At 26.7% G+C, this 460-nt stretch carries 1 protein-coding gene; it reads left to right on the plus strand.

Translation table 11 applies throughout. The features are described from left to right. On the plus strand, positions 1–243 hold a 243-nt coding region (locus tag SOM16_RS23050), incomplete at its 5' end, for a hypothetical protein (protein WP_320466350.1). Between the last annotated feature and the right edge of the window lie 217 nt (positions 244–460).

A 460-nucleotide genomic window follows, 5' to 3' on the forward strand; every position in this document is an offset into this window, starting at 1 on the left:
ATTACTAAAAAATATTCAAACATGAAAAATGCATTCAAATTAGGCTTTTTAGCTTTAGCTTTATCTTTATCAGTTGTTGCTTGTAACTCAGAAAAAAAAGCTGAAGGTGCTGATACAACTTTAACTGATTCTTCTACTATCGTTACTGACACTACTGGTGTTGATACTGTTGTTAAAGATTCTACAGTAAAAGATACTACTGTAAAAGCTACTACAACTACTACAGAAGAAGTTAAACACTAGTCTAACTTTATTTTATATAGAAAAGTCCTTAGGATCAACATCTTAAGGACTTTTTTATTTTTTTTTAAATTTTATGGGTTACCTTTTTAATATCTCTGTATTAAGGGTAAATTAATTAATTACTAAAAAATATTCAAACATGAAAAATGCATTCAAATTAGGCTTTTTAGCTTTAGCTTTATCTTTATCAGTTGTTGCTTGTAACTCAGAAAAAAAA

This window comes from Pedobacter sp. CFBP9032 (assembly GCF_034045265.1).
Taxonomy (GTDB): Bacteria; Bacteroidota; Bacteroidia; order Sphingobacteriales; family Sphingobacteriaceae; genus Pedobacter.